Below are 22,977 nucleotides of genomic sequence, written 5' to 3' on the forward strand. Positions count from 1 at the left end.
ATTATTAGAAAAAATACTTTCCAATACTACTACCAGCTTTTAAGAAAATCAAGATTCTTTTAAGAAAAACTTAATAAATAAAGCAAAAAGTTTATTTCTGTTTTGTTGATTTTGCGCGGTTTTTTCAATATAATGAAAATGCTTTATATACAGTAAGGAGAATTACATGTCAGACAACAAATACGAATTTAATCCAAACGAATTCAATCCGAATGAATTCAATGATCCAAATAACAGAAATAACAACAATCGTCCAAACGGAGGCAATAATAATAAAAAGAAGGGCCAGACCATAATGAGCTTTGTCTTTATGGCTCTGATTGCATTATTTATTGTATCGCTTGTGACAAGTCGTTTTTCGTCATACAACAAGAAAGAAACCGATTACAGTGATTTTCTTGCCGAACTGGACAAGCACAATATTGCAACGGTTGAATTCAGCAGTGCACAGATCAATTATACACTGGTGAAAGATGACAGTGCGAACTATGAAATTACTTATTATACCGGCCGTATTGTATCTGATGAGACTGCACTCATGGAGCGCTTAAAAACCGAAAAGACCAGTGATGATAAGCCAATCGAGATCCGTGCGACGGTTCCGGACAATACCTCAACCTGGATTGTCAACATTTTAAGCATGGTGATTCCTTTCATCCTGTTCTGGTTCCTGATCAGCCTGCTGATGAAGAAGATGGGCGGCGGCAGCATGGGTGTCGGCAAATCCAATGCGAAAGTATATGTGGAGAAGTCCACCGGTGTGACATTTAAGGATGTTGCAGGTCAGGATGAAGCAAAAGAAACCTTGCAGGAGATGGTTGACTTTTTGAATAATCCGGGCAGATATCGTCAGATTGGTGCGAAGCTTCCGAAGGGAGCCCTTCTGGTGGGACCTCCGGGAACCGGTAAAACGCTGCTGGCAAAGGCGGTGGCAGGAGAAGCCGGTGTGCCGTTCTTCTCACTTGCAGGTTCCGACTTCGTGGAAATGTTTGTCGGTGTCGGTGCATCCCGTGTGCGTGACCTGTTTAAGGAAGCACAAAAAATGGCACCGTGTATTATCTTTATCGATGAGATTGATGCCATCGGAAAGAGTCGTGACAGTCGTTACGGCGGTGGCAATGACGAGCGTGAACAGACGCTGAATCAGCTGCTTGCGGAGATGGATGGATTTGATACTTCCAAGGGTATTTTGATTCTGGCGGCAACCAACCGTCCGGAAGTACTCGACAAGGCGCTGCTTCGTCCGGGACGATTCGATCGTCGTGTCATCGTAGACAAGCCGGATCAGAAAGGCCGTCTCGAAACATTAAAAGTACATGCAAAAGATGTGCATATGGATGAGAGTGTGGATCTCGATGCACTTGCACTTGCAAGCGCGGGACTCGTAGGATCCGATCTCGCCAATATCATCAATGAGGCTGCAATCAATGCAGTAAAGCATAGACGCAAATTTGTCAACCAGTCGGATCTGTTTGAAGCCTTTGAACTTGTGGCAGTCGGCGGAAAAGAAAAGAAAGACCGCGTGATGAGCGACAAGGAACGCAAGATTGTTGCCTACCACGAAGTGGGACATGCGCTTGTATCCGCATTGCAAAAGAATTCCGAACCGGTACAAAAGATTACCATCGTACCGCGTACCATGGGTGCGCTCGGCTATACACTTCAGACCCCTGAGGAGGAAAAATTCCTTCAGACAAAAGAGGAATTGATTGCAAAAATCAATACCTATATGGCCGGAAGAGCGGCTGAGATGCTGGTATTTGAATCTGCTACCAGCGGTGCGGCAAATGATATCGAGAGTGCGACCAAGATCGCGCGCGCCATGGTGACCATGTATGGTATGAGTGATACCTTCGGCATGATGGCGTTGGCTACCGTTGAGAATCAGTATCTCGACGGAAAAGCAGGATTGATTTGCGGAGAAGATACTGCAGCATTGATTGACAAGGAAGTTCTCTCCATCATCAACAAAGCATATGATGATGCGATGCAGATGCTGATTGAGAATCGTGAGATTCTCGACAAGATTTCCGAATATCTTTTCCAGAAAGAGACCATCACCGGCAAGGAATTCATGAAGATGTTCCGCGAGATGAAAGGTCTGCCGGATGAAGAGCCGGATGAGAACGCAAAGAAACTCGAAAGTTTCTTCGCAGAAGAGCATGCCAAGCAGGACGAAGCCGCAAAGGAGGCAGAGACTGCACCGGAGCCTGAGATGTTTGAGCCGGAGGTACAGCCGGAAGAGAATACATCTGTCTTTCAGGATGTTGCACCGACGAAATCGGGCAATTATAATGAGAGTGAGATGGTTTGGCATAACGGTCGTTTCGTAAAAAAAGATGATTTGCGGGATGACATGTTCGAGGAATAATTTCTGAGGAACGCATATGTTTGATATACAGGAAGAATTAAGTAAACTCCCGGACCAACCGGGAGTTTATATTATGCATGACAAAGATGATGTGATCATCTACATAGGGAAAGCAAAGAGTCTGACCAAGCGCGTGCATCAGTATTTTCAGCCGAGTCACAATGAAGGCATCAAGAAGCAGCAGATGGTGCAGCATATCCATCACTTTGAATATATCATTACGGATTCCGAGCTGGAGGCACTGGTCTTAGAATGCAATCTGATCAAGGAACATACGCCGAAATACAACACCTTATTGCGCGATGACAAAAGCTATCCGTATATTCGCGTGACGGTGGAAGAAACATATCCCCGTGTTCTGTTTGCACATCGGATGAAAAAGGATAAATCGCGCTATTTTGGCCCTTACACGAGTGCGTCAGCAGTGAAGGATACGATTGAACTGCTCAACAAGATTTATCAGATTCGAACCTGCAATCGCAACCTGCCAAGGGACTGTGGCAAGGAACGCCCGTGCCTGAATTATCATATTCATCAGTGTCTCGCGCCATGCCGTGGAGATATTCCGGAAGAGGAATACCGGAAACAGATTGAAGGCGCGCTGGATTTCCTGAGCGGAAATTATGCGCCGGTCATCAAGATGCTGAAGGAACGGATGATGGAAGCATCCGAACAGCTTGAATTCGAGCGCGCGATTGAATTGCGTGAACTGTTGAATTCGGTGAAGCAGATTGCGCAGAAGCAAAAAATCACGAATACCGACGGCGAGGACAAGGACATCATTGCGCTGGCGTGCGATGACACGGATGCCGTGGTACAGGTCTTCTTTGTGCGCGGTGGCAAAATCATCGGGCGCGATCATTTTCATGTTCGTGTCGGCACGAATGAAAACAAGAGCGATATCATGACGGAATTCGTGAAGCAATTCTATTCCGGAACACCGTTTATACCGCGTGAAATCATGCTTCAGGAAAATGTTGACGAAGCGGAAATGCTCGAAGAATATTTGAGCCGTAAGCGTGGAAAGAAGTGTTCCATTGTCGTGCCGCAAAAGGGCATGAAGAACCGCCTCGTGGAACTGGCGGAAAAGAATGCAATGCTTGTGCTCTCGCAGGATAAGGAAAAGATCAAACGAGAGGAAGGTCGCACAATCGGTGCGGTCAGAGAAATCGAATCATGGCTTGGTATCAGGGACTTAAATCGAATGGAAGCATTTGATATTTCCAATATCAGCGGATTTGAAACGGTTGGCTCCATGGTGGTCTATGAGCGGGGCAAGCCAAAGCGCAGCGATTATCGTAAATTCCGCCTGCGTACGGTAGAAGGCCCGGATGATTATGCATCGATGCATGAGGTGCTGACGCGCCGTTTTACGCATGGACTTCAGGAACAGAAAGATCAGGTGGAACAGGAAATGGGCAGCTTCAACCGTTTCCCGGATATCATTCTGATGGACGGTGGACGCGGACAGGTCAATATCTGCCTGCAGGTGCTCGAAGAACTTGGGTTAAATATCCCGGTATGCGGCATGGTCAAGGATGATTTTCACCGCACCCGAGGATTGTATTATAACAATGTGGAGATTCCGATTGACAGACACAGCGAAGGCTTTAAACTGATTACCAGAATCCAGGATGAGGCACACCGGTTTGCAATCACGTATCATCGCTCTTTGCGTTCCAAGGACCAGGTACATTCCATCCTCGATGATATCGAAGGCATCGGACCGGCCAGACGCAAAGCACTGATGCGCCGCTATGCCGGCATTGAGGCGATTCGAGAGGCGGATGTGGAGGATCTGGCACAGACGGAATCTATGAATTTACAGGCGGCACAGGCAGTTTGGGATTTCTTTCACCCGCAGACCGGAGACGGTGATTGATTGCTGATGCTGTCATTTTATGATAAGATAAAGAGTACGGTATAAACCAAAGATGACGGATAAGGAGGTTTCTCATGGGGAAAAGTGAAAGTGTTTCCGTTTCAAAATTAATCGAAGATCTGGATTTGATGAATTACACACCGGATCTGGATTTGCGTGGCCGCCGCATCAATACAAAAGATGTCAACCGTCCTGCACTTCAGCTGGCCGGATACTTTGAACATTTCGAGGAGAATCGCGTGCAGATTCTCGGAAATGTAGAATATGCATATATGTCAAAAATTTCGGATGAGGAGCGTGGTGGTCGTTTTCACGAACTGTTCCGCTACAATATTCCGTGCATTATATACAGTCGAAATCTGAAGCCGTCGGAACCGGTACTGCATGAGGCACTTGTGGCAGGAATTCCTGTACTTGGAACAGAGCGCCCGACTTCCGAATTCTCAGCGGAGATCATCACCTATCTGGGAGAAAAACTTGCGCCATGCATTTCCATCCACGGCGTACTGGTAGATGTCTATGGTGAAGGTCTGCTGATTACAGGTGAGTCCGGAATCGGTAAATCCGAGGCGGCACTCGAGCTGATTCGACGAGGCCATCGACTGGTTACCGATGATGTGGTAGAAATCCGTAAAATCAATGATCATACACTGGTCGGCACATCACCTGAGATTACGCGTCACTTCATTGAATTGCGCGGAATCGGAATTATTGATGTCAAAACCTTATATGGTGTGGAATGTGTCAAAGAATCACAGACCATCGATCTGGTAATCAAACTGGAGGATTGGAAGAAAGATACCGAGTACGACCGTCTCGGTCTTGAAGAGGAATATATCGAGTATCTTGGCACAAAAGTAGTATGTCATTCGCTGCCGATTCGCCCGGGCCGAAACCTGGCCGTTATCTGCGAAACCGCAGCGGTTAACCATCGTCAAAAGAAGATGGGATATAATGCTGCGCATGAGCTGTATCGCCGTGTGCAGGAAAATTTAACCAAAAAATCCGAGGAGGACTAAAAACATATGGCTGGAAAGACAGCAAAGAAGCAAAAAGAGACCAAAATTGTCTATGCGTGGGAAAAGTATCCGCAGGGCAAGGAGAGAGATAAGGTCATGAAATTTGCGGAGTCTTATCGCAAATTCATTTCAGAAAATAAAACAGAGCGTGAGTGCACATCCACAATCTACGAAGATGCAATCAAAAACGGATTTGTTGATCTTGAGGAAGTGATTGCTTCCGGCAAAAAGCTTGAGGCAGGAAGCCGTGTGATTGCCAATAATATGGGAAAAGGACTGGCACTTTTCATTGTCGGAGAAGAACCGATTCAGAATGGAATGAACATTCTCGGTGCGCATATTGACAGCCCGCGCATCGATTTGAAGCAGGTGCCGCTCTATGAAGATGCGCTTTACAAAACCCATTTTGCAATGCTTGATACCCATTATTACGGCGGAATCAAGAAATATCAATGGGTAACCCTTCCACTTGCTTTGCATGGTGTATTTGCAAAGAAGGATGGAAGTGTTGTCAATGTCAGCATCGGTGACAAGCCGGGTGATCCGGTATTCGGTATCAGTGATTTGCTGATTCATCTCGCAGGCAGTCAGATGAGCAAGAAGGCAACGGAAGTCATCACAGGTGAGAAACTGGATATCCTTGTCGGCAGCATCGCAAAGTCAAAGGAAGAAGAGGAAGAGGCAAAAGATCTCGTCAAGAAAAATGTACTTGCGATTCTTGCCGAGACATATGGCATCGAAGAAGATGATTTCCTTTCTGCAGAAATCGAAGTGGTTCCGGCAGGGGAAGCGCGCGACTACGGTCTTGACCGCAGTATGATCATGGGATACGGTCATGACGATCGTGTCTGTGCATATCCTTCTTACAAGGCAATGCTCAAAATCGATCAGCCAAAGTATACATCCGTATGTCTGCTGGTGGACAAGGAAGAAATCGGATCGGTCGGCGCAAGCGGCATGCAGTCCCGTTTCTTCGAGAACTGTGTGGCAGAAATGATCGCATTGACCGGAGAATACAGCGATTTGTATGTGCGTCGGGCTTTGAAAAATTCCAAGGCACTGTCATCGGATGTATCTGCAGCACTTGATCCGAATTTCCCGGCTGTTATGGAAGACAAAAACTCCGCTTTCTTTGGAAAGGGACTCGTATTCAACAAATATACCGGATCCAGAGGCAAGTCCGGATCCAATGATGCAAATGCGGAATATGTTGCAAAAGTCCGCGCAATCATGGACAACAACAATGTCAAATTTCAGACCGCAGAGCTTGGAAAGGTTGATGAGGGCGGCGGCGGAACCATCGCATATATTCTCGGCAATTACAATATGAATGTCATTGACAGCGGTGTTGCGGTATTGAATATGCATGCGCCATGGGAAATCATCAGTAAAGTGGATTTGTATGAGGCTTATCTTGGATATGTCGCATTTTTGAAGGAAGCCTGATTCATGGAAACATTTGTAGAAAAGTTAAGAAGGGTAATTGCAGATGACCGCATCCTGCTGAATGAGCCGATGCGGAAGCATACCACATTTCGTGTCGGAGGTCCGGCGGATATTTATGTCAAGCCGGCCATCGAAGAAATTCCGGCACTCATCGCGCTGGCCCGCAGAGAAAATATTCCGTATACCATCATTGGAAACGGAAGCAATCTGCTTGTCAAAGACGGTGGCATTCGTGGCATGGTCGTTGAGCTGGGTGTGGATGCCGGTATGATTCATATGAAGGACGGCAGTACCCATATGATTACGGCAGAGGCCGGAGTCCGTCTGGGAAATCTCGCGCAAAAAGCTGCGGAGCACAGTCTGAGAGGACTGGAATTTGCAGCCGGAATTCCGGGGGCGGTCGGCGGAGCCGTTTTTATGAACGCGGGTGCATACGGCGGAGAAATCAAAGATGTGCTGCATTCCGTGACCGTTCTTGAAGAAAACGGTGCAGTTACGACTGTTCCTGCAAAAGATCTCGAACTGTCCTACCGTCACAGCGCGGTAGAGGAAAACAATTATATTATTTTATCGGCCTCCTTTTTGCTGGAAGAGGGGGAAGAGACCGAAATCCGTGCGGCCATGAGCGATTACAGCAGACGCCGTCTGGAAAAGCAGCCGCTTGAATTCCCAAGTGCCGGAAGCACATTTAAGCGACCGGAGGGAATGTTTGCAGGCAAACTGATTCAGGATGCCGGACTGCGTGGTTTCCGTGTCGGAGATGCACAGGTGTCGGAAAAACATTGCGGCTTTGTCATTAACCGCGGCAATGCGACCGCAAAGGATTTGCTGGAATTGATTGCACAGGTTCAAACACGTGTGCAGGAACAATTCGGCGTGCATCTGGAGACAGAAGTGCGCATATTGGGAGAAGACGAATGAGACTTGTAATCGTAACAGGCATGTCAGGTGCCGGAAAAAGTACAACAATGAAGATGCTCGAAGATATGGGCTTTTTCTGTGTGGATAATCTTCCGGTTCCGCTGTTGCCGAATCTGGTGGATTTTTCCAATGAATTCTACCAGAATGTCGAGAAAGTAGCAGTCGGTGTGGATGTCAGAAGCGGCAAAGCAATTGCTGATCTGATGCCGGTAGCAAAAGCATTCCGTGAACAGGGCGGTGATTTGTCCATCCTGTTTCTGGATGCATCGGATGAGGTGCTGGTAAAGCGCTACAAAGAGACCCGCCGCAACCATCCGCTTGCGATGAACGAGCGTGTGGAGATGGCGATTGCCGAGGAACGCAGCCAGCTTCGTATGTTGCGGGAACAGGCAGATTATATTATTGACACGAGCCATCTGCTTACGCGTGAGCTCAAAACCGAACTGCAAAATATTTTTATGAATCAGGAAGATTATAAAAATTTGTATGTGACAATTCTGTCGTTCGGCTTTAAATACGGCATTCCGTCGGACTCCGACATGGTGATGGACGTGCGTTTTCTGCCAAATCCTTACTATGTAGAGGAATTGCGTCCGAAGACGGGAAATGACAAGGAAATCCGGGATTATGTGCTTGGTTGTGAAGAGGCACAGGTATTCCTGGACAAGATGGAAGATTTGATTGATTTTCTGATTCCGAATTATATTTCGGAAGGCAAGAATCAGCTGGTAATCTCAATCGGCTGCACCGGCGGCAAGCATCGCTCGGTTACGCTGGCCAATGAGATTTATAAACGATTGAGCGAAAACAAGACCTACGGGTTAAAGATTGAGCACCGCGATATCGCAAAAGATGCAATTCGCGGCAAATAATTGAGGAAACAAGAATGTCCTTTTCTAGAGAAATCAAGGAAGAACTGTCCAAACAGATCAGTAAGAGCCGCCACTGCCAGATGGCAGAAATTGCGGCACTGCTGGAGATGGAGGGTTGTGCTTCCATGGAACCGCTAAGCATGAATCTGGAAACAGACAACAATCTGCTTCTCGATACCTATGCAATGCTGGTTCGGCGCGCATTTGATGTAGATCCGCAAAATCCGCTGGATGAAACGGTATCGCGCAAAATGCTCGAGGCACTGAAGTGGGAGACCCCGAATTTAAAAGAACAGCGTACCAACGGCATGCTCTTGCAACAGACCTGTTGCAGGAGAGCTTTTTTGCGTGGAGCTTTTATGGCTGCGGGATCGATCAGCGACCCGAATACCAAAAGTTATCATTTTGAAATTTCGGTGCGCACGCAGGCACAGGCTGACCAGATTGTCGAGCTGATGCAGAGCTTTGACCTGTCTGCAAAGGTGGTAGAACGCAAGAAAAGATATGTGGTCTATCTCAAGGAGGCAGAGCAAATCGTGGACATGCTCAATGTCATGGAAGCTTATGTGGCTTTGATGAAACTTGAGAATGTGCGTATTCTCAAAGAAATGCGTAATACGGTCAACAGAAAAGTGAATTGCGAGACTGCCAATATCAGCAAGACCGTAAATGCTGCAATTAAGCAGGTGGAAGACATTCGACTGATTGAAAAAATGCGAGGACTCGACTCATTGCCACAGGCATTGCGGGAAATGGCATATTTGCGTTTGGAATATCCGGACATGCCACTCAAGGAGCTTGGAACTCTGCTGGACCCGCCGGTTGGAAAAAGCGGGGTGAATCACAGACTGCGCAAGATTTCCGCCATCGCAGAGACTTTGCGATAATAAGACCGAAACTTGACAGCATTTGTGGAAATGAGTATTTTATAGAAGGTTGCAATGTTTAAGAAAAGAGAGAATCATGAGTAAAAAGCTATTATTTATCTACAATCCTTTTTCCGGAAAGGGTTTGATTAAAAAGCACCTTGCGGACATTATCGACGCAATGGTCAAAAAAGGATTTGAGGTGACAACCTATCCGACTCAGGCAAGAGGGGACGGAATGGAAAAAGCCAAGGCAGAGGCGGCAAATTATGACCGCATCGTCTGTAGCGGCGGCGATGGCACATTGGACGAAGTGATGACGGGTGTGATGCAAAGCGGCGTCGATATTCCAATCGGATATATTCCGGCAGGAAGCACGAATGATTTTGCCAATTCCCTGAAAATCCCAAAGGAAATGCCAAAGGCAGCTGTGGTTGCGGCAGGCAATCATATTTTCCCTTGCGACATCGGAGATTTTAACGGAGATACATTTGTCTATGTGGCTGCATTCGGACTGTTTACCGAAGTTTCTTATCAGACTTCGCAGCAGATGAAAAATATTCTCGGCCATGTGGCATATCTGCTTGAGGGAATCAAACATCTGGTGGATATCCCGAGTTTTACGATGCAGGTCGAGCATGACGGTACCATTATCCAGGACAAATTCATCTATGGAATGGTAACGAATTCCATGTCTGTTGGTGGCTTTAAGGGCATTACCGGAGATGATGTCAAACTTGATGACGGCGTCTTTGAGGTGACACTGATCAAAACACCGCGCAATCCAATTGAATTGAATCAGATTATTCGCGCACTGACCAATCGCGCAGATGATACGGATATGATTTATACCTTTAAGACAGATGAATTAAAATTTGTCACAAATAAAGAAGTTCCATGGACATTGGACGGAGAATTCGGCGGCAAGCACACGGAGCTGCTGGTTCGCAACCTGAATAAACGCGTACAGATTCTCGTTCCGTAAGCGCGCGGGGTTAATTTTGTGAAATAATTAACTAGCATATTGCACAATCATTGTGTATAATATAAGCGGTTGCCGCATTATGGCGGCTCGGCGATAACAATTTTAGGAGGAAAGTAAAATGTTAGTATCCGCAACTGAAATGCTCAAGAAAGCAAAAGAAGGCCATTATGCAGTAGGCCAGTTCAACATCAACAACTTAGAGTGGACCAAATCCATTCTTTTAACTGCACAGGAATTAAACAGCCCGGTTATCCTTGGTGTATCTGAAGGCGCCGGAAAGTATATGACCGGTTTCAAGACCGTAGCTGCTATGGTAAAGGCTATGGACGAAGAACTCGGAATCACTGTTCCTGTAGCACTTCACTTAGATCATGGTACATACGAAGGATGCTATAAGTGCATCAAGGCCGGATTTACCTCTATCATGTTTGACGGCTCTCACTATCCATTCGAAGAGAACCTTGCAAAGTCTACCGAACTTGTTCATGTAGCACATCAGCTTGGCCTTTCTATCGAGTGTGAAGTTGGTTCCATCGGTGGAGAAGAAGACGGTGTCGTAGGAATGGGCGAGTGCGCTGATCCTGAAGAATGCAAGACCATCGCAGATCTCGGTGTAGATATGCTTGCAGCAGGTATCGGTAATATCCATGGAAAGTATCCTGAAAACTGGCAGGGACTTTCATTCGAGACACTTGATGCAATCCAGCAGAAGACCGGAGCTATGCCACTTGTACTTCACGGTGGTACAGGAATCCCTGCAGATATGATCAAGAAAGCCATCGAACTTGGCGTTTCCAAGATCAACGTAAATACTGAATGCCAGCTTTCATTCCAGGAAGCTACAAGAAAGTACATCGAAGCAGGCAAGGATCAGGAAGGAAAGGGCTTTGACCCTCGTAAACTTCTTGCACCTGGCGCAGAAGCTATCAAGGCAACTGTAAAAGAAAAGATGGAACTTTTCGGATCAGTAGGAAAAGCAAACGCATAATTTCCCCAACAACGGGCAACAGGCCGGCGCATCAGCGCCGGCCTTTTTTGTCCCTCTTCAGTCTCAGCCCATGCCCCATCTGCTCCCGCCCCCCTACACAATAGGCTTCAAAGCCTAGATTCTCAAAAGTTGCGCAATGCTTCACACGGTTGTCCTTTCACCGATTTTGCACTTCAACAAACTGTCTTTTCATCGCAAACACCTTGAAGCGTTTCAAATCGCTTTCCTGTCCTATATAGACCGGTACGGAACACTGTCCATTTGCTAAGTAAAACAACGAAGCCGCTTTTGAGTACTCGATACCGCCTCAGAGCGTCCATCCGGGACGCCATCGGCTCTCGCCACCGTCCGTGGCGGCTCGTATCGAGCGCTTCGCAAAAGCGGCTTCTGTTTTACTAAGCGCGTTCCCAATGATGTTCCTCCACCGGTCTATATGGCCCAGAAAAGTGATCAGGAATATCGGGTGTTTGCATAGAAAAGACTGTGTGGAAGAAGTGCAAATAGTTGAAAGAACAACCGCAATCAAAGAAGCGGTGCGCAACTTTTTCGAGAATCTTGCTTTGATATGCCGTGTGTAGGGGGCGGGAGCAGATGGGGCATGGGCTGGGGGCTGAAGAGGGACAAATATACTAGTGCGATGTGGCGTGACAGTGTGTTAGAATGAAGCGAGGAGGATGGAGAAATGAATGTTGCAATTTATGCGGTGGCCCATATGTTTGTGGATTGCGCATGTGCGTTTGCAATGTATGGGGCATTTATGGGATGGCAGAATGCGCATATATGGATATTGGTTTACAATTATTGTGCATTTGCGCTGCAGATGCCGCTGGGCGCGCTCGTAGACGGGCTCAGGCACCGCGGAAAGGAATGCAGCAGGGAATTTGCCCTGGCAGGCGTGATTTTGACCGGTGTGGGGATTTTTACACATCCGGCAGTGCTTGGAATCGGAAATGCACTGTTTCATGTGGGCGGCGGCGTTGGCTGTATGCTTGAGGATGAGAGGCATGGCAGACAGGGAAAAGACTTCGGTGTCTTTGTGGCGCCGGGCGCATTGGGACTGTTTCTGGGCATGAAGCTGGCCACAGGATTTGGAACACCAAACAACTGGATGTATTTGCTGGTATGTGTCGCATTGGGGCTGTCCATGATTACCATCTGCTGGATGGTACAGTCGGAATGGCAAAAGGCAGATGCGGTGGAGGCACCGGCGAAACGGCATTTGCCGATGGTATTGATGTTGTGCTTCCTGGTGGTGGGCATTCGCTCCTATGTGGGACTGAATAGCACATTTGCATGGAATAAAACGACGGCTCTGGCGTTGATTGCGACATTGGCAATCGCGGCAGGAAAGGCAGGCGGTGGCTTTGCAAGAGCGAAGCTTGGAACCGGTCTGATGGCGGTCGTAACACTGATTCCGGCAGCTGTGTGCTTTGGATTCGGACATCTGGCAGTGATGGGCATTCTGGCATTGTTTCTGTTTCAAATGACGATGCCGGTGACATTATATCTGCCGACGGTATGGCTGCCAAAATGGAAAGGTCTGATATTCGGGCTGATGACATTTGCTTTGTTCCTGGGATATTTGCCGAGATATTTACATGCAACGGCGCCGGAAACATGGATTCTGGGAGTGGCAGCCAGCCTGATTTCACTACTTATGATATTGATTATGGAGGGAATTGGAAATGTTGATTAATTTGATGCGGACGATGGGAATTGCATTATTGATGACTTTGGTCGTGGAATTATTTGTGATTCTGCTGCTCACGAAAGAATCCGAACGAAAGGCTGTAACATGGCTTGTGTTTTTGCTGGCCAATCTGTTGACCAATCCGGCTGCGGTTTATCTGGCTACGATTGGTCATTCTTATCTGACTTTTTTGCCGGATCTTGTAATTCAGATCCCGATTGAAATTGCAGTGGTGATTGTAGAATGGATTGTTTACAAAGGCTATCTTTCCAGACCGCTGCTGTGTGCAATCGCAGCGAATCTGTGTTCATGGGGTGTAGGGATAATGTATAATAGGCTGTTCTAAGAGGAGGATTTAGTATGAAAGCAAAAAAAGTATTATTGAGTGGAATTGGACTGCTTCTTGCATGTATGATGACAATTCCGACATTGCATGTGTATGCGGATTCAATCCCGGAACCGGATGACATGTTTGCGGAGGAGCATATCGACGAGTGTGAGCTCGACGTGCGTGTATATCGCACAAAAGAAGAGACGACAGCATATGTCAGTCCGGAGGATGCAACTGTCGCATTTGTCCTTGAGACGCAGATGGAGATTGGCGGCGACTGGAGTTATAAGGACGGCAATGGCCATCAATGGCTGCTTGTTCATTACAATCAAAAAACCGGCTGGATCCCAAAAGCAGAGCTGGAGGTCAAATATGATACGATTTCATTTGAAGAAGAACATAAGAACGAATTGGTACAATATTCGGATGATCTTTTTAAGAATGTCGATTTAAGCACCGTTAAAGACTATCGTTTCTGGAAATATCCGGGATCGGAAGACTGCATGGAAATAACAGACGATGATGGGTTTGAAAACTTTGATATTTTTTCCTTCTTCTATACCGATCAGAACGGACTGCGCTGGGGAAAGGTCGATTATTACAGAGGCCGCGTGAACAGCTGGATCTGTCTGGACAATCCGAACGGTGATTATGAGGAAATCAGCAAGGGCACTAAGTTTGCCCATGAGGAATATTCTCCGGCGGAGACAACAAATGAAACCGGCAAAAGCGAAAAAGTGAAACCAAATGTTGATGCGACATTTGTATATGCACTCGTAGGCGCAATGGTTGGTTTTGTTGTCATTGTGACTGCGGTCATTTTAATCGTATTAAAAAAGAAAAAGTCACGCGAAGAACCTTGATTTTCTCTGTTGATTAAGGTATCGTAGTTTCTAGTGAAAAATGACATGGTCATGAAATAGGAAAGGATACCAGTAATGAGCGAAACAGAGTACTTCAATGTTGCAGACATCTTTGGTGAAAATGTATTTAATGATGCAGTGATGCGCGAGCGTCTTCCGAAGGGCACTTACAAAAAACTCCATGAAGTAATGGAGAATGGAGGAGACCTCGATCTGGCGACTGCAGATGTCATCGCCCATGAGATGAAGGAATGGGCTATTGAGAAGGGAGCTACCCACTATACCCATTGGTTCCAGCCACTGACCGGAATGACTGCGGAAAAGCATGATTCCTTTATCTCCGCACCGATGGCAGACGGCAGAATCTTGATGAGTTTTTCCGGAAAGGAATTGATCAAAGGAGAGCCTGATGCATCTTCTTTCCCGTCCGGAGGTTTGCGTGCAACATTTGAGGCGCGTGGTTATACAGCCTGGGATTGTACTTCACCGGCATTCGTGAGACAGGACCCGGAAGGCACCACCGTACTTTGTATTCCGACAGCATTTTGTTCTTATACAGGAGAAGCATTGGATCAGAAGACCCCATTGCTTCGCTCCATGGAGGCTATCAATGAACAGGCATTGCGCCTGATTCGTCTGTTTGGCAATACGACTTCCAAAAAGGTGACTCCATCGATTGGAATTGAACAGGAATATTTCATTATTGACCGCGATAAATATTTAAAGAGAAAAGACCTGATTTTTGCCGGCCGTACTTTGTTTGGTGCGATGCCGCCAAAGGGACAGGAGATGGATGATCATTATTTCGGTACCATCCGTCAAAGAATCGCATCCTATATGAAGGATGTCAATGAAGAGCTTTGGAAGCTCGGTGTGTCAGCAAAAACACAGCACAACGAGGTGGCTCCGGCACAGCACGAGCTTGCTCCGATTTATGCACAATGTAATGTGGCTGTCGACCACAATCAGTTGATTATGGAGACATTAAAGCGTGTTGCGGGCAGACATAATCTGCATTGCCTGTTACATGAAAAGCCGTTTGCAGGGGTGAACGGTTCCGGTAAGCATGACAACTGGTCACTGACCACCGATGACGGAATCAATCTGCTTGAGCCGGGAGATACCCCACATGAGAACATTCAGTTCCTGATGGTTCTGACCTGTATTCTGAAAGCAGTTGATGAGCATGCTGCATTGCTTCGTGCATCTGCATCCGATCCGGGTAATGATCACCGCCTTGGGGCAAATGAGGCACCACCTGCCATCATCTCTGCGTTCCTCGGAGAGCAGTTGGAGGATGTAATCAATCAGCTTGTCAGCACCGGTTCCGCAACACACAGTCTGGCAGGACAGAGATTGCATACCGGCGTATCAACACTTCCTGATTTCATGAAGGATGCAACAGACCGAAATCGTACATCACCATTTGCGTTTACCGGTAACAAATTCGAATTCCGTTCTGTTGGATCACAGGATTCCGTAGCGCCTGCGAATGTAGTATTGAATACCATCATTGCAGAAGCTTTTGCAGATGCCTGTGATGTACTTGAGAAGGCAGATAATTTTGATATTGCGGTCCATGATTTGATCAAAAAATATGCGACTGAGCATCAGCGTATTATCTTTAGTGGAGACGGTTATTCTGAGGACTGGGTCAAAGAGGCAGAGCGCCGCGGACTTCCGAATATCAAATCCATGGTAGAAGCAATTCCGGCTTATGTGGATGAAAAGAGTGTTGCTGCATTCGAACGCTTCCATGTCATGACCAAGACTGAGCTGGAATCCCGTGTCGAGATTGAATACGAGACTTATGCAAAGACCATCAATATTGAGGCACTTGCAATGTATGATATTGCCGGAAAGCATATTATCCCGGCTGTAATTCGCTATACAACACGCCTTGCGGAATCCATCAATCAGGTGAAATCCGCATGCCCGGATGTCAGCGTAAAAGTGCAGAGCGATTTGCTTGCGGAGACAAGCCGTCTTCTGACAGAAACACAGTCTGCGTTGCTGCATCTGAAAGAGGTTACGGAAACAGCCAAGAATATGGAGCGCGGCTGTGAGCAGGCCAACTACTATCACAATGAAGTGGTTGTTGCAATGGCTGCTCTGCGTAAACCTGTTGATGCGCTTGAGATGATTGTGGCAAAAGATTTGTGGCCAATGCCATCTTACGGCGATTTGTTGTTTGAAGTATCTGCAATTTAAAAATTCTAATAAAGAAACAAAAAGAACTGCGCACAAAGGCGCAGTTCTTTTTGTATAAGATTGAGATTAGATTAGAGAGCGTTTTTAAAGGCGACAAACAGGCCGTCGCGCATGATTTCGGCCATAATCTGGCGGGCATCACGCATGGAGATGATGGTATCATTCATGAACCACCAATGCACCAGTGCCATCACATTGGATGAAAACAGATAGGCATAATAGTCACAATATGCACGTTTCTTTTTGTCGTCAGAGACGGTATGCAACATCTGCTCATAGATGGAATGGTGGATGACCATGGTCATCTCTTCGTATATATTGCGGTCGATATCTGCGCGCCAAATGGTCTGGTACTGCTCGCGGTGATCGCTGATGAACGTCAGCAGATTTCCGAAGGAACTGATATAATGATCGTCGTCGATGGTATCAGCTGTGGCTGTGACAAATTCACAGTCGGCCTGTTCTTTGAATTCATTGAGCATTCGCTCCAGATAATTTTCCAGTAAATCATATTTGTCCAGATAATATTTGTAAAAAGTAGAACGGTTAATCAATGCTGTCTCGCAGAGCATATCAACCGTGAGCTTCTGCTGCGAAGTCGTCTTCAGACAGGTCAACAGAGCGTCATCTATCTGGCGCAAAGTTTTAATAACACGCGGGTCGTTTCGGTTCATATTTTCTCCAAATCAAACATTCGTATTATCCATGTTGGATAAACAACACTATTATACCATATGTTGCATAAACAACAATATGGTTTTATTTGTATCTAGAAGAATCTGTGAAAAGTTGATAAGATATTAGTGTGTAGAAAAGCGATTTTGTGTAAAATCACAACAAAAAACACAGGAAAGGACAGGGGTTTTATGGCATATCGTATTTTGACGATCAATCCGGGCTCAACTTCAACAAAATTGGGCTGTTTTGAAGGTGAAAAAGAATTATTCACGATGAATGTCTCTCACGATGCTGAGGATTTAAAAAAATTCGCGACAATCAGCGATCAGCTTCCATATCGTAAAGACATGATTTTAAATGCTTTAAAGGAGGCAAATATCGATCTGTCAACCATCGACGCGTTTGTAGGTCGTGGTGGCGGACTGATGGCGGTAGAAGGTGGTACTTATACCATCAATGATATTGCACTTGACCATGCAAGGCGCGGAGCAAACGGAATTCAGCATCCGGCACAGCTTGGTCCGCAGATTGCAAGAGGATTTGCAGACGAATATCAGAAACCGTCATTTATCGTAAATGCGCCGGACACGGATGAATTGTGTCTGGAAGCGCGTATCACAGGTATCAAGGGCGTCTATAGAAATGTACATTTACATGCATTGAATTTGAAAGAGACTGCCATTCGTCATAGCAACAACAACGGTTGGAATTATGAGGACAAAAATTATGTTGTATGTCACATCGGCGGCGGTATTTCGGTATCGGCACATCAGAAAGGCAAGATGATTGACGGATTCGACATTGTAGGAGGCGAAGGTCCTATGGCTCCGACGCGTTGCGGATCCATTCCGGCAGCGGAATTGATTCGTTATTGCTTCGCTCATGATGACATGAAGGAAGTACTTGCTCTGACGACAAAGACCGGTGGTTTTGTCAGCCACCTTGGCACCAGCGATGCACTTGATGTTTCCAATCGTGCAAATGCGGGTGATAAGGATGCGAAACTGGTATGGGATGCGATGATATATCAATTGATCAAATGCATCTCTGCCATGGCCGGTGTACTGCATGGCAAAGTAGACGGAATTCTGCTTGGCGGCGGTATGGTACACAATAAGGAACTTGTTTCCCGTATCACCGCGGCTTGCGAATGGATTGCACCGGTTTCCGCTTATCCGGGAGAGTTCGAGCTTGAGGCGATGGCAGCAGGCGCGATTCGTGTACTGGAAGGAAAAGAACAAGTAAAAGAATATACCGGGAAACCAGTTTGGACACCGGATCAACTTGATTAATCACGAAAGGGGATACTTTTTATGAGCAAAAGTATGTATGGAAGAAGTGTTTCGATTATCGGTGTCGGATGTACACCATTTATGTATACGGTGGATAATCCTGAAACCAACAATTTGACGGAACACGAATTACTTGGATATGCAGCATTGTCCGCAATGGAGGATGCAGGCATTCGTGCAACGGATGTAGACTATTATTTCCACGGACAGGCATCTCCGCTTGCCGGCTCCAACCAGCTGACTCCGAATATTCATTGCGGAAACTGGTTTGGCATGAAAGGAAAAGGTTCTATCCATCATTCCGAAGCATGCTGTACCGGATATCTTGCACTTGATCTTGCTGCAAACTATGTAGCATCCGGAAAGTATGATTGTGTTATGACCGGCGCCGTGGAATTCGGTGACAGCAATGCTTATCCGAATGACAGTGTGGAGACTCCAAAGCATCCATATAAGAGAGAAAAGGTTACCATGGAGAAATTCCTTTTCACCACCAAGTGGTTATATGACCGTGTTTATGCACGTGCCATGATGGCTCCAATGGAACTGATCTATGATGATGCCGCAGAAGAATATGTACGTACCCGTGGCATTACTGCAGAGCAGATGGATGACACCTTAAACTGGATGTGCATCAACAACCGCAGAAATGCCAGCAAGAACCCTCTTGCAATCGTTCATGAGACCTATCAGGAAATTGCAGAGCAAAATGGCTTCGCAACCGATCTGGATTACTTAAGAAGTCCATACAACCCACGTATGGGTGATTTCCTCCGTGCAGCCTGCTTAGAGCTGAAGTGCGACGGTGCAGCAGCAGTTATCGTTTGTGCAACCGAGAAGATTCCGGAAATCTGCAAGAACTTAAAGCATAAGCCAATCGAAATTCTTGGTGTAGGAGCTTCTTCTTACAATGCAATTAATCCTCATTTTGAGATTCGCGCAACCGAGAATGCGGTGAAAGAAGTCTATGATCGCACCGGTGTAACCGGAGATGATCTTGATATCTTCTTTGCAAACGACTTTATTATTACTTCTCATTTGATTTCTGCCGAAATCGCCGGATATCTTCCATATGGCGAAGGATGGAAATACATCTGTGAAGGACGTACCGCATATGACGGAGACAAGCCAATCAATACCAATGGTGGTCGTACTTCCTTTGGTCATGCACATGCCGCTTCAGGTCTTGCAGATGTATATGAGTGCTGCAAGCAGATGCGTGGTGAATGTGGCGAGCGTCAGGTGAAGAAACTTCCAAAGACCGCAATGCTCAGAGGATACGGCGGAGCTCAGAACGTAGCCGCAGTTGTGCTTAAGACAATCGAAGACTAACAGGAGGAAAGACAATGGGTGAAGTTAAATTAGAGAAAATTGTTCAGCCTTTCTACGAGGCACTCGAAGAAGGCAAGATCATGGGACGTAAATGTCCGGAGTGCGGAGCCGTTGAATTTCCACCGGTTTACGCATGCAATACATGTGGATGCTTACATACCGACTGGTATGAGATTTCAGGAAATGCCAAGATGCATTCCATCGTAATGCCGGCTGCTCTTTCTTCAAAGCCGGATTATAAGGATATGGGAAAATATGCATATGGTGAAATCGAGCTCGAAGAAGGAGCACGCTTCAACGGTGTCGTTCGCGGAATGACCAAGAAGATCCGCAAGAAGATCATGGAAGAGGGCTTACTTCCGGTTGAGGTACATGCTGCAATCTATCAGCAGCCGGGCGTTGATTACAAGACGGTTGTCTTTGATCTCGATGAGAAATATTTACAGTAATACAGTTCCCAATATGATGAATCATATTTAGATAAAAGATTTAGAAAAAAGGAGATTTTAAAATGGATCGTAAAGAATTAGAAGAAAAGATTATTGAATTAGTAGCAAACTCTTATGGTGTAGATGCTTCCACACTTAGTGTGGATTCTGTATTCGGTGAGGATTTAAAGGGCGCTTCCGTACAGATGGTAGGACTTGTTTCCGAAATCGAGAACGAATTGGATGCAATGGTAGCACTTGCTGATGCAGCTGCATGCAAGACAATCGGAGAACTTGTTGATAAGGTAGAAGAGGAATTATAATTTTTCCTCAAGAAGGAGCAAAAAATGAGTGTATTAGATCAGATTTATGAAAAAGCAAAAGCTGATCCTCAGAAAGTTGCCTTCCCGGAAGCCGAAAATGAAAAAATGATGCAGGCTGCTTATGAATGCGGACAGGAAGGATATATCATTCCTGTACTCGTAGGAGATGAGGAGACCATCAAAAAACTGGCAGCGGAACGCGGCTATGATATCAATGTATTTAAGGTTGTTGATATTCATGAAGAGAGCTACAAGAACAGCGTCATCGAGCGCTATGTAGCATTAGAGGATACCAAATTAAAAGAAAAGGCATTGGGACGCCGTATGGAAGACCCATTGTATTATGCAATGGCAATGCAGAAAATCGGTGATGCGGATGTTACCTTCGCAGGTATCGACAATACCACCGGTGATGTACTTCTGGCTGGTCAGATGATTATCGGATTAAAGCCGGGAATCTCTACCATTTCTTCTATCGGATTATGCGATATCCCTGGATTTGAAGGTTCGGAAGGAAGCTTACTTGCAGTAGGTGATTCCGCTGTATGCACCAACCCGAATCCGGAGCAGCTTGCAAGTATTGCAATTTCTGCTTGTGATACCGTTCATGATCTGTTAGGATGGGAACCAAGATGTGCAATGATTTCCTATTCTACTCTTGGAAGCGGACAGGGAGAGTTGATCGACAAGGTGAAGGAGGCACTTGCAATTGCGCAGGAGCAGCGTCCGGATCTTGCGATCGACGGAGAATTCCAGCTGGATGCAGCCATCGTTCCTGCTGTTGCAGCAAAGAAGGTTCAGAGAGAAAGCAAAGTTGCAGGAAAGGCCAATGTATTGATCTGGCCTGATCTGAATGTTGGTAATACCTCTGTTAAATTGATCCAGCAATTTGGTCATGCAGATGCATACGGACCAATGCTTCAGGGATTCAACAGCGTCGTATGTGACTGCTCACGTGGAGCCCCTGTATCCGAGATTAAGGGAAATGTTGTTATTTCTGCTGTAAGAGCCGCAGGTGCAAAGAAGAAATAAGGACGAAAGAAATTGAATACGAATACTGATTTTAAATTACAGGAAATTGATACCGGAATATACCAGCTACAGGACGAACGCGAAAACTGTGCGACACTTGTAATCGGAACACAGAAAGCGCTGCTGTTTGATACCATGCTGGGGCTGGGCGATTTAAAAGGATTTATTCATCAGTTGACCAACTTGCCCGTGATTGTGATAAACAGCCACGGGCATTTTGATCATATCGGAGGCAATTGCCAGTTTGATGAAATCTATTTGAATCAAAGAGATTTTGAATTGCTGCCGCTGATGCGCGGCTGCATTGAGGAGCTTGAGCGGACACACAAGCGCCCGCTTTCGAAGCTGCGGGAGAGTCTGTCGGAGGAACAGGTGGCCAAAATCCGTCCGCTGGCGGATGACAGCGTGTTTGACCTTGGAGGTCTGGCCATAGAGATTGTCGCACTGCCGGGGCATACAGCAGGCTCCGTAGGCGCTCTGATACGCGAGAAACGGCTGCTTTTGGCAGGAGATGCCGCAACTCCGCAAATGTGCCTGTTTATGGACGGCTGCCAGCCCCTGCCGGTCTATCAAAAGACTTTGCAAAAGATGATGAATCTGGAGTTTGATACATTCCTACTGGGACATTTTCTGCGCACATTCCCGAAAGAGATTCTGCACAAGTTCATGGAATGTACAGAGATTGTCGGCAAGAAAAGAGGTCATTTGCTGGTATATACATGGATCAACCGTTATCGCGGGATGGTCTATTTTTTGGAAATGCGCAATCCGCAAATCAATGATATAATATGTATCATTATCAAGGAAGAGAGTGCAGAATCATGAATTTTACAGAACAATCATTGAGGAAATTTACAGAACAGCTGGCATCAAAAACTCCGGTGCCGGGAGGAGGCGGGGCTGCAGCCTATGCAGGCGCACTTGCAGCTGCGCTGGCCGATATGGTCGGTGAATTTACAGTCGGAAAAAAGAAATATGCCAAGGTGGAACCGGAAATCCGCCTTGCGATGCAAAAGGCACAGGAATTAAGGGAACAATTGCTTGCATGCATCGAAAAGGATGCAGCTGCATTTGAGCCGTTGTCAAAGGCGTATGCGATTCCGAAGGACGATCCGGACCGCGATACGGTTATGGAAGCATGTTTGCAGCAGGCGGCTGCTGTCCCGATGGAAATTCTGGATTTAAGTGCGCAGGTGATTCAGCTTGCAGACGAATTTGCAAAGAATGGCAGCATTATGATGCTCAGCGATGCAGCCTGCGCAGCTGCAATCGGTCTTGCGGCATTAAAGAGTGCGGCCGTCAATGTGAAAATCAATACCAAATCGATGAAAGACCGTACCTGTGCAAAAGAATTGGATGAAAAAACAGATTGCATGCTAAAAGAATTTTCTAGTCTTGCAGACCTAGTTTTTGAAAGCGTTTATGCAAAATATTAAACAACAGAACT

At 46.3% G+C, this 22,977-nt stretch carries 21 protein-coding genes; 20 read left to right on the forward strand and 1 reads right to left on the reverse strand.

All coding sequences use genetic code 11. The annotated features are described in order from the left end of the window. Nucleotides 1–166: 166 nt before the first annotated feature. The 13 genes from ftsH (at nucleotide 167) to CSX02_RS09360 (ending at nucleotide 16,445) form a co-directional block, all read left to right on the forward strand. The gene (gene ftsH, locus CSX02_RS09300; protein WP_099386474.1) at nucleotides 167–2,371 is read left to right on the forward strand and encodes an ATP-dependent zinc metalloprotease FtsH; all 2,205 of its coding nucleotides are present in this window, start codon (nucleotides 167–169) and stop codon (nucleotides 2,369–2,371) included. 16 nt (nucleotides 2,372–2,387) lie between these two features. Beyond that, a complete protein-coding gene (gene uvrC / locus CSX02_RS09305) occupies nucleotides 2,388–4,253 on the forward strand; it encodes an excinuclease ABC subunit UvrC (RefSeq protein WP_099386475.1) in 1,866 nt (621 codons plus the stop codon). A gap of 74 nt (nucleotides 4,254–4,327) precedes the next feature. After that, entirely contained in the window at nucleotides 4,328–5,272 is a 945-nt protein-coding gene (gene hprK / locus CSX02_RS09310; protein ID WP_031544858.1) for an HPr(Ser) kinase/phosphatase, read from the forward strand. Between the two features lie 6 nt (nucleotides 5,273–5,278). Continuing rightward, nucleotides 5,279–6,718: an aminopeptidase gene (locus CSX02_RS09315; RefSeq protein WP_099386476.1), complete on the forward strand. Its 1,440-nt coding sequence runs from the start codon at nucleotides 5,279–5,281 to the stop codon at nucleotides 6,716–6,718. 3 nt (nucleotides 6,719–6,721) lie between these two features. Continuing rightward, nucleotides 6,722–7,639, forward strand: a complete 918-nt coding sequence (gene murB / locus CSX02_RS09320) for a UDP-N-acetylmuramate dehydrogenase (RefSeq protein WP_099386477.1) — start codon at nucleotides 6,722–6,724, stop codon at nucleotides 7,637–7,639. Further along, nucleotides 7,636–8,511 carry an RNase adapter RapZ gene (gene rapZ, locus CSX02_RS09325; protein WP_031544864.1) on the forward strand — a complete coding sequence of 292 codons (876 nt, stop codon included), beginning with the start codon at nucleotides 7,636–7,638 and terminating at the stop codon, nucleotides 8,509–8,511. The genes murB and rapZ overlap by 4 nt, the downstream gene beginning before the upstream one ends. A gap of 14 nt (nucleotides 8,512–8,525) precedes the next feature. Further along, entirely contained in the window at nucleotides 8,526–9,398 is an 873-nt protein-coding gene (whiA, locus tag CSX02_RS09330; protein ID WP_099386478.1) for a DNA-binding protein WhiA, read from the forward strand. 76 nt (nucleotides 9,399–9,474) lie between these two features. Further along, nucleotides 9,475–10,362, forward strand: coding sequence for a diacylglycerol/lipid kinase family protein (locus CSX02_RS09335; RefSeq protein ID WP_099386479.1), 888 nt, complete (start codon nucleotides 9,475–9,477; stop codon nucleotides 10,360–10,362). 118 nt (nucleotides 10,363–10,480) lie between these two features. Continuing rightward, nucleotides 10,481–11,350, forward strand: a complete 870-nt coding sequence (gene fba / locus CSX02_RS09340; RefSeq protein WP_031544870.1) for a class II fructose-1,6-bisphosphate aldolase — start codon at nucleotides 10,481–10,483, stop codon at nucleotides 11,348–11,350. Nucleotides 11,351–12,032: 682 nt separating this feature from the next. Continuing rightward, on the forward strand, nucleotides 12,033–13,046 hold the full coding sequence (locus CSX02_RS09345; protein WP_099386480.1) for a hypothetical protein: 1,014 nt from the start codon (nucleotides 12,033–12,035) through the stop codon (nucleotides 13,044–13,046). Continuing rightward, nucleotides 13,036–13,386 (forward strand): hypothetical protein, encoded by a 351-nt coding sequence (locus CSX02_RS09350; RefSeq protein WP_143248169.1) that lies wholly within the window; start codon nucleotides 13,036–13,038, stop codon nucleotides 13,384–13,386. The genes CSX02_RS09345 and CSX02_RS09350 overlap by 11 nt, the downstream gene beginning before the upstream one ends. A gap of 14 nt (nucleotides 13,387–13,400) precedes the next feature. After that, on the forward strand, nucleotides 13,401–14,234 hold the full coding sequence (locus CSX02_RS09355; protein WP_099386481.1) for a hypothetical protein: 834 nt from the start codon (nucleotides 13,401–13,403) through the stop codon (nucleotides 14,232–14,234). Between the two features lie 75 nt (nucleotides 14,235–14,309). Next, complete coding sequence (locus CSX02_RS09360) at nucleotides 14,310–16,445, forward strand: glutamine synthetase III family protein (protein ID WP_099386482.1); 2,136 nt, start codon at nucleotides 14,310–14,312, stop codon at nucleotides 16,443–16,445. Between the two features lie 71 nt (nucleotides 16,446–16,516). Here the strand turns inward: CSX02_RS09360 and CSX02_RS09365 are convergent, their stop codons facing one another. Beyond that, nucleotides 16,517–17,119 carry a TetR/AcrR family transcriptional regulator gene (locus CSX02_RS09365; protein WP_099386483.1) on the reverse strand — a complete coding sequence of 201 codons (603 nt, stop codon included), beginning with the start codon at nucleotides 17,117–17,119 and terminating at the stop codon, nucleotides 16,517–16,519. A 192-nt stretch (nucleotides 17,120–17,311) separates the two neighbouring features. Here CSX02_RS09365 and buk point away from each other — a divergent pair, with 192 nt between their 5' ends. From buk to CSX02_RS09400, 7 genes are all read left to right on the forward strand, one after another. Then, nucleotides 17,312–18,415, forward strand: a complete 1,104-nt coding sequence (buk, locus tag CSX02_RS09370; RefSeq protein WP_099386484.1) for a butyrate kinase — start codon at nucleotides 17,312–17,314, stop codon at nucleotides 18,413–18,415. Between the two features lie 21 nt (nucleotides 18,416–18,436). Continuing rightward, nucleotides 18,437–19,747, forward strand: coding sequence for a thiolase family protein (locus CSX02_RS09375; protein ID WP_031544882.1), 1,311 nt, complete (start codon nucleotides 18,437–18,439; stop codon nucleotides 19,745–19,747). A 14-nt stretch (nucleotides 19,748–19,761) separates the two neighbouring features. Then, the gene (locus CSX02_RS09380) at nucleotides 19,762–20,196 is read left to right on the forward strand and encodes a Zn-ribbon domain-containing OB-fold protein (RefSeq protein WP_099386485.1); all 435 of its coding nucleotides are present in this window, start codon (nucleotides 19,762–19,764) and stop codon (nucleotides 20,194–20,196) included. Nucleotides 20,197–20,258: 62 nt separating this feature from the next. Then, a complete protein-coding gene (locus CSX02_RS09385) occupies nucleotides 20,259–20,498 on the forward strand; it encodes an acyl carrier protein (RefSeq protein ID WP_031544886.1) in 240 nt (79 codons plus the stop codon). A gap of 24 nt (nucleotides 20,499–20,522) precedes the next feature. Beyond that, nucleotides 20,523–21,530 carry a phosphate acyltransferase gene (locus tag CSX02_RS09390; protein ID WP_099386486.1) on the forward strand — a complete coding sequence of 336 codons (1,008 nt, stop codon included), beginning with the start codon at nucleotides 20,523–20,525 and terminating at the stop codon, nucleotides 21,528–21,530. Between the two features lie 12 nt (nucleotides 21,531–21,542). Then, nucleotides 21,543–22,355 carry an MBL fold metallo-hydrolase gene (locus tag CSX02_RS09395; RefSeq protein WP_099386487.1) on the forward strand — a complete coding sequence of 271 codons (813 nt, stop codon included), beginning with the start codon at nucleotides 21,543–21,545 and terminating at the stop codon, nucleotides 22,353–22,355. After that, nucleotides 22,352–22,966 (forward strand): cyclodeaminase/cyclohydrolase family protein, encoded by a 615-nt coding sequence (locus tag CSX02_RS09400; protein WP_099386488.1) that lies wholly within the window; start codon nucleotides 22,352–22,354, stop codon nucleotides 22,964–22,966. Before CSX02_RS09395 ends, CSX02_RS09400 begins: the two co-directional genes overlap by 4 nt. The last annotated feature ends 11 nt before the right edge of the window (nucleotides 22,967–22,977 follow it).

The organism is Agathobacter ruminis (assembly GCF_002735305.1).
Lineage (GTDB): Bacteria > Bacillota > Clostridia > Lachnospirales > Lachnospiraceae > Roseburia > Roseburia ruminis.